This window comes from Bathymodiolus heckerae thiotrophic gill symbiont (genome assembly GCF_900128515.1).
In the GTDB taxonomy this organism is placed as follows: domain Bacteria; phylum Pseudomonadota; class Gammaproteobacteria; order PS1; family Pseudothioglobaceae; genus Thioglobus_A.
This window is the reverse complement of sequence record NZ_FQTP01000076.1, coordinates 1-7,028: the sequence shown is the minus strand read 5'-3', so window position 1 is coordinate 7,028 and position 7,028 is coordinate 1. Positions and strand designations below refer to the sequence as shown.

The window sequence follows — 7,028 nt, the reverse complement described above, 5'->3', positions numbered from 1 at the left end:
CCCCCAGCCTAGAGACGTGAGTGCTTGGTTAGTTTTTTTGTTTTTTAATGTTGTCATTTTAATTGATCAAAAGATAGTTTTATAAAAATTTCGGGTATTTTACCACGTACCCCCCTTGCAGTGCAATTTTTTTTTGGCGGGGTAGGCAATGTACAAAAATCAGCTGATTAAAATCGAGAAACGTAATCTGCTAAATCCTCTAAGTCTTTGTCTGACATGTTTTTAATCAAATTCAACATATTAGAATTGCCATTGGTTCGGTATCCGTCACGAATCCATTTAAGTTGTCGCGCCAAATATTCAAAATGCTGGTCTTTGATTCTAGGAAAAACATTCTGTGCATTGCCCTCACCTTGATAACTATGACAGCCGGTACAATTATTTAAATAGAGATTCTTGCCATTCTCAAGGCCATCACCCGAGCCAACGCCATTATCAGGACTACTAGGTAAACTTTGTATATAGGCTGCTACATCAATCATGGCTTGCGCACCGCCAATGGTTTGTGGGTCAGAAAAAGGATACATAGTGGGGTTTTGACGATATTTATTTTGAATGTCCTTAAGTTGCTTAATAATAACCGATTGATGTTGCGAGGCAATCACTGGAAAACTGCCATTAACTTTACCCAATCCATTGTCCAAATGACATGAGGCACATAATTGATAACTCTCTTTTACCATTATCTAAATTTGGCTTTAGCAATAAGGCCTGCGCATAAACATCTTGTGCAATGGCGTTGTTCACAAATAAAAAAAATAAAGTAACGATTGATAAAACAAATGACTGCATATACGATTGATATAAATTGGTAGAATGTGCGTTAGTTTATTTTAATTTCAAACAAAAGTGTTTATTAAAAATATTTTATTAATCATTTCTTTAATTCTTACCGGAATAACATCCGCTAAAGAGATTAGAGGTATTGAACTACCCTCTGGTGAAGAGGTGGAAATAAGGGTTTTTCCAGCTAAAGGAAATATTCTAATTATTGGATTTGCTTGTGATAATGGCAAAAGTAAACATGAAGAAGCAACTTCCGAATCTTTAGCGGAGGATGGCATTGAAGTTTGGATGCCAGACATGCTAGGCACTTACATGCTGCCAAAATCTCGTAGCAGTTACAACGAAATACCCAATGAAGATTTAACACACATTATTTACGAAGCCATTTCTACCAATAAAGAAGTTTACATCGTTGCTTCTGGGCCTGATACACAACTACTACTAAAAACAGCGGCACACTGGAAAAAAGAATATCCAGGTTATAAAGATTTAAAAGGTGCTATTTTATTATTTCCTCGTCTTAATGATGGCGCTCCAGAACCTGGAGTTGAGCCAAAATACGTTGAGTCTGTTGGATCAACCACCATTCCACTCATGGTTTTAGAGGGTGGTAGAACTCCCAATAGATGGGGTCTTAACCATTTAAGCGCCAAGCTAGCCTCTGGTGGCAGCCGCGTTATTTCTAAAATTGTTCCAGATATTCGCGGCTATTTTTTTAATCGTGCAGATCCAAATAAAACTGAAGATATAGTTACTTCTCAGCTCTCAGGACTTATTAAAGTGAGTTTATTTTATTTACAGGAGTCTTCAAAATGAAGAAAATATTTTTATTATTACTACTCAGCCTTTCACTACAAGCAAATAGTGCGCATCTAAAGCCTTATAGCGGATCAATCAAAAATCCAACCATTTCTTTAAAAGATTTAAAAGGCGAAACTCATACTTTGGCGCAATACCAAGGCAAAGTAGTGTTGGTGCAATTTTGGGCTACTTACTGCCCACCCTGCGTTAAAGAAATGCCTTCAATGAACAATATGCAAGACAAGCTAGCCAAAGCTGGCGTGCCTTTTAAAATTTTGGCTATAGACATGGCGGAAACCAAAGCTGAAGTTGAGGCATTTGTTAAACGCATCAAGCCAGAGTTCACCATTTTAATGGATGAAACAGGCTCTAGTATTGGCCAGTGGAATGTATTCGCTGCCCCTTCAAACTTCATTATCAACAAACAAGGGCAAATTGCTTATACCTTGTTTGGTGGCGTTGAATGGGATTCTCAGGAAATTATCGATAAAATTACTGAATTATCTAAACAGTAATTTTATTCAAAATCCTTAGTTGATATAGAAATATCTGAGTATATATACAAATTTTGACAACGGTAAATTTTTATATATGCAGAAAATATTAACAGGCATAGTTATTCATATGCCAATAATATTTTTAAAATATATGGAAATTTTCCTAAGTCCCAAAGGGCAAGGCTTTTGATAATCCTAACTGCGTTAAGTTTCTAAATAATACGAATAACTATTATTTTCAAAACTGTGCCTTGTTAATCTCACCAAAAGCACTTGCAAATTTTTCTATATATACTCAGATACCTCTATACAAGAACAGAATAAATTACGATCACCATAAACATTGTCAATTCGCTTAACTGGTGGGAAGTATTTATTAGCTACTAGCGATTCAACAGGATACAAAGCCTCTTGTCTTGTGTATGGATAACTCCAATCACCAGCCATTTCATGCGCCGTATGTGGTGCATTCTTAAGCGGGTTATTGTCTTTATCCCACTCACCTGAAATAACTTTTTGAATCTCATTATGAATGCTAATCATTGCAGTAATAAAACGATCCATTTCACGTTTTGATTCGCTCTCTGTTGGCTCAATCATTAGTGTGCCAGCAACTGGGAATGACATTGTTGGTGAGTGAAATCCATAATCCATTAAACGCTTAGCAATATCTTCTTCAGAGATTCCGCTCTGCTCTTTTAGCGGACGGATGTCGATGATACACTCATGTGCAACCATACCTTGATCGCCACGATATAAAATTGGAAAACTATCTTTCAAAGCATCTGCAATATAGTTGGCACTCACAATAGCAATCTCGGTTGAGCGCTGCATGCCATATTTACCCAACAACTTAATATAACTCCAAGAAATTGGCAAAATTGAGGCTGAGCCATACATAGCAGCTGAAACTGCGTTTGAATCTTTTTCTAATGGATTACCTGGTAAAAATGGTGCCAAATGTGACTTAACACCAATTGGACCCATGCCTGGACCACCGCCACCATGTGGAATAGCAAAGGTCTTGTGTAGGTTGATGTGCGATACATCAGCACCAAATTCACCCATACGAGTAACACCAACCATAGCATTAAGATTAGCACCATCTAAATATACTTGGCCGCCAGCATTGTGAATAATCTCACACACCTGTTTAATTTCAACTTCAAACACGCCATGAGTCGATGGGTATGTCACCATAATGGCTGATAATTTATCGCTGTGCTCCTCTACTTTGGCTTTTAAATCATCTAAATCAATATTACCTGCATCATCACATTTAACGATCACAACTTTCATGCCGGCCATTACCGCACTAGCAGGGTTGGTACCATGTGCTGATGAAGGAATTAAACAAATATTACGATCAAAATCACCATTTGATTCATGATACGAGTGAATTGCTAAAAGACCTGCAAACTCACCTTGAGAGCCAGCATTTGGCTGCAATGATACAGCATCATAACCCGTCACTTCACACAGTGCATGCTCTAAATCTTTAAATAATTGCTGATAACCTAGTGTTTGATCTTCAGGTGCATAAGGATGCATTTTTGAAAAACCTGGCAAGCTAATTGGGTACATTTGTGTTGCTGCATTTAGCTTCATCGTACAAGAGCCCAATGCAATCATTGAATGATTAAGTGCAATGTCTTTGTTTTCTAAGCGCTTTAAATAACGCATCATTTCAGTTTCTGAGTGATATTGACTAAATACAGGATGAGTCAAATATTCAGATTCGCGCATTATACTTACAGATAACGCCAACTCAGACTCTGTTAATTGATCAATTGAAAATACAGCCAATAAGGCTGATAATTCAGCTTCAGTTGTAGTTTCATCAACTGACATGCTAAGCTGTGCGTCATTTAACAAGCGAAGGTTGATGCCAGATTTTTGAGCACTATCAAACAAATTTTGAGCTTTGTCAGTATTAATTGTAATTGTGTCAAAAAATTGGGTTGCAACTAGCTCGAATCCAGCCGCATTTAAACTTGCTGCCAAATTACTAGCCTTGGCATGCACCTTGGTCGCAATTTTTTTAAGCCCTGCAGCACCATGATAAATACCGTAAGCAGCGGCCAATACTGCCAACAATACTTGTGCAGTACAAATATTGCTGGTTGCCTTGTCGCGACGGATATGCTGCTCACGAGTTTGCAACGACATGCGCATAGCTGAGTTGCCTAACACATCTTGAGAAACGCCAATAAGTCGTCCAGGCACCCTGCGCTTAAACTCATCACGTGTTGCTAGATAAGCAGCGTGTGGCCCGCCAAAACCCATCGGCACACCAAAGCGCTGTGAATTACCCACAGCAATATCAGCGCCCATTTCAGCCGGTGTTTTAATCAGTGTCAATGCCAAAACATCACAAGCAACAATGGTTAATACGCCATTGTCTTTTGCACGAGCAATATCAGCTGTTAAATCGCGCACTTCGCCATTTGTACCTGGTGATTGTAACAATGCCGCAAAACAATCTAAAAAATCGTTATTTTGAATATCGTCTACAACCAGTTCAATCCCTAATGGTTTAGCACGCGTTTGTAAAATGGTAATAGTTTGAGTATTGGTGTTGCTATCAATTAAGAATTTATTAGATTTATTCTTACGATTAGCGCGCTTAGCCATCATCATTGCTTCTGCACAAGCTGTTGGCTCATCAAGTAATGACGCATTGGAAATATCCATTCCCGTTAAATCCATAATCATTTGCTGGAAGTTTAACAACATCTCTAAACGACCCTGAGAAATCTCTGCCTGATAAGGCGTGTAAGCTGTATACCAGCCTGGATTTTCTAAAATATTACGTTGAACAACTGTCGGCATTAATGTACCGTAATAACCTTGACCAATAAAGTTAGTGGCCAAAATATTATCACCAGCAAGCTTAGTTGCCAATTCAAGACTATCACGCTCAGTCAAACCTTCATCAACCTGCATACGATTGCCAAATAAAATGGCATTTGGAACGGTTTTTGAAACAACTTCATCAACACTTTTACAGTTGATACTATCTAGCATTGAGGTGATGTCTTGTGCGCTAGGGCCAATGTGTCTATCTAGGAATTCGTTACTCATGATACGAAAAAAATATAAGAAAATTAAGGCGTAAATTTTAACCTTTTTTTAATAAAAAGTAATATCTAAAAAAGTAAGGGATTTTGACGAGTATTTTTATTTTTTTACAAGGCAGTTTTTTTAAATTTGATCGAGCATAGTTAAAACTATGTGATTGAAAATTTTAAAAATCTAACGCAGTACTCAGTTTAGCACCCCCTTGAGGGGTGGAAAGAAAAAAGACGAAATTCAAAATTAGCCTGGTGGCCAAGTTAGTGGTCTACCACCTAAACAATGCAAGTGAATATGATAAACCGTCTGTCCACCGTCTTCATTACAATTCATCACCACACGATAACCATCATCTGCAATGCCTAACTCTTTAGCAATTTTGCTGGCTGTTAAGGCTAGCTTTCCAATTAACGCAGTATCATCAGCGTCATTTAAAGTGGCGATGTGTTTTTTAGGAATTACTAAAAAATGATGTGGCGCTTGCGCACCAATATCGTGAAAAGCAAATACATCTTTATCTTCAAATATTTTATTAGCAGGAATTTCACCAGCAATAATTTTACAAAATAAACAATCAGACATAATCAAAAAACCTTGTAATAAAATATAATAATAAAGATTTTAGCCTTTAATAAGGCATTTTCTTAGCAGCTCTATTTATAGATAAAGCGATAAAAAATAACACAATTAAATGCTAAAAATCTTATTTATATTGGTGCAGATACCACCAGCCAAATACTTTTTTGGCCAAATGCATCAAACGACAGCTTGGCAGTATTAACCCGCCTTTAAGCGTACGTGATACATACATGCCTTTGTTGTTTGAATCAACAATACACATTAGTTCAATCTTAAAAGTATGACTAGCTGCCTTTCCATCAAGCACATCCAGTACATTTTGTGCAGCTGCAGCTGCTTGTAAGTCAGCCATGTGTGCTTGTTTTGGCATCCACTCTGGGCCTGGGAAAGAGCCAGAATCACCGACAACAAATACTTTATCAGTATTCTCAACTTCACAGAATTTATTCGCCTTAAGCATGCCGCCTTCACTACGCGCAAGATCGGTATTATCAAACCAAGTGTTGCCTGTCATGCCAGGCATAAATAAAATCAAGTCAGCAGCAAATTCACCACCTTCTGTAACTACTTTGCTATCAGTAAATTGCTTCATCTTATGGCCAAGGTGCGTGGCAATATTACGTTTTTTCATCTCAGACAATAAACCATCAACTGCTTTCTCACCTAAGCGTGCACCCGGCTTTGGCGCAGGTGTAAAGAAAGTTAGGTTAAATTTATTACGTCGACCTTCTGCACGGAGCTGGGTATCTAATCCAAACAAAAATTCAAACATTGGTCCGCCACGCATTGCACTTGGCTCTTTAGGGTTGCCCGAAAAACCAATGGCAATATCACCACCGTCCATTGCTTTTACTCGATCACGAATTGCCTCAGCGGCACTCAAGCCTTCACATGGCGTAATCGCACACTCAATACCAGGAAGTTTTTTAATAAAACGTCCGCCAGATGCAATGATTAGTGCGTCATTTTCATAGGTACCAATAGGCGTTACTACCGATCTACCTTTGTTTTCCAAGCCAGTTACTTCACTCACGATATGTACAACATTCATACGTTTGAAGAAATTATCCAAAGGAATAACAATATCTTTCTTGCTTGCTGCGCCAGATGGCACCCAAATAAGACTAGGCATATAAACCAATTCTGCCTTTGGAGAAATAAGCATAATTTCAACTTCTTTATCTTTTTTTCGAATCGTTCTAACGGCTGTTAACCCTGCAAAACCCGAACCGATAATGGTAATTTTTTTTATGTCTGTACTGTTGTGTGTCGCTTGCATACTTATTCCTT

Annotated in this window: 6 protein-coding genes; 2 read left to right on the top strand and 4 right to left on the bottom strand. The window is 38.0% G+C overall.

All coding sequences use genetic code 11. From position 1 onward, the window contains the following. Nucleotides 1-167: 167 nt before the first annotated feature. Nucleotides 168-683, bottom strand: coding sequence for a c-type cytochrome (locus tag BTHERMOSOX_RS08450; RefSeq protein ID WP_138120645.1), 516 nt, complete (start codon nt 681-683; stop codon nt 168-170). A gap of 166 nt (nt 684-849) precedes the next feature. Between BTHERMOSOX_RS08450 and BTHERMOSOX_RS08445 the strand changes: the two genes are divergently transcribed. Both BTHERMOSOX_RS08445 and BTHERMOSOX_RS08440 read left to right on the top strand, forming a co-directional pair. Next, on the top strand, nt 850-1,602 hold the full coding sequence (locus tag BTHERMOSOX_RS08445; RefSeq protein ID WP_138120644.1) for a hypothetical protein: 753 nt from the start codon (nt 850-852) through the stop codon (nt 1,600-1,602). After that, nucleotides 1,599-2,102, top strand: a complete 504-nt coding sequence (locus BTHERMOSOX_RS08440) for a TlpA disulfide reductase family protein (protein WP_138120643.1) — start codon at nt 1,599-1,601, stop codon at nt 2,100-2,102. Before BTHERMOSOX_RS08445 ends, BTHERMOSOX_RS08440 begins: the two co-directional genes overlap by 4 nt. 267 nt (nt 2,103-2,369) lie before the next feature. Here the strand turns inward: BTHERMOSOX_RS08440 and gcvP are convergent, their stop codons facing one another. The 3 genes from gcvP to BTHERMOSOX_RS08425 all read right to left on the bottom strand — a co-directional run bounded on the left by gcvP (nt 2,370) and on the right by BTHERMOSOX_RS08425 (nt 6,990). Beyond that, a complete protein-coding gene (gcvP, locus tag BTHERMOSOX_RS08435) occupies nt 2,370-5,168 on the bottom strand; it encodes an aminomethyl-transferring glycine dehydrogenase (protein ID WP_138120642.1) in 2,799 nt (932 codons plus the stop codon). A gap of 234 nt (nt 5,169-5,402) precedes the next feature. Next, complete coding sequence (locus BTHERMOSOX_RS08430; protein ID WP_138120641.1) at nt 5,403-5,741, bottom strand: histidine triad nucleotide-binding protein; 339 nt, start codon at nt 5,739-5,741, stop codon at nt 5,403-5,405. Nucleotides 5,742-5,862: 121 nt separating this feature from the next. Next, nucleotides 5,863-6,990, bottom strand: a complete 1,128-nt coding sequence (locus tag BTHERMOSOX_RS08425; protein ID WP_138120646.1) for an NAD(P)/FAD-dependent oxidoreductase — start codon at nt 6,988-6,990, stop codon at nt 5,863-5,865. Between the last annotated feature and the right edge of the window lie 38 nt (nt 6,991-7,028).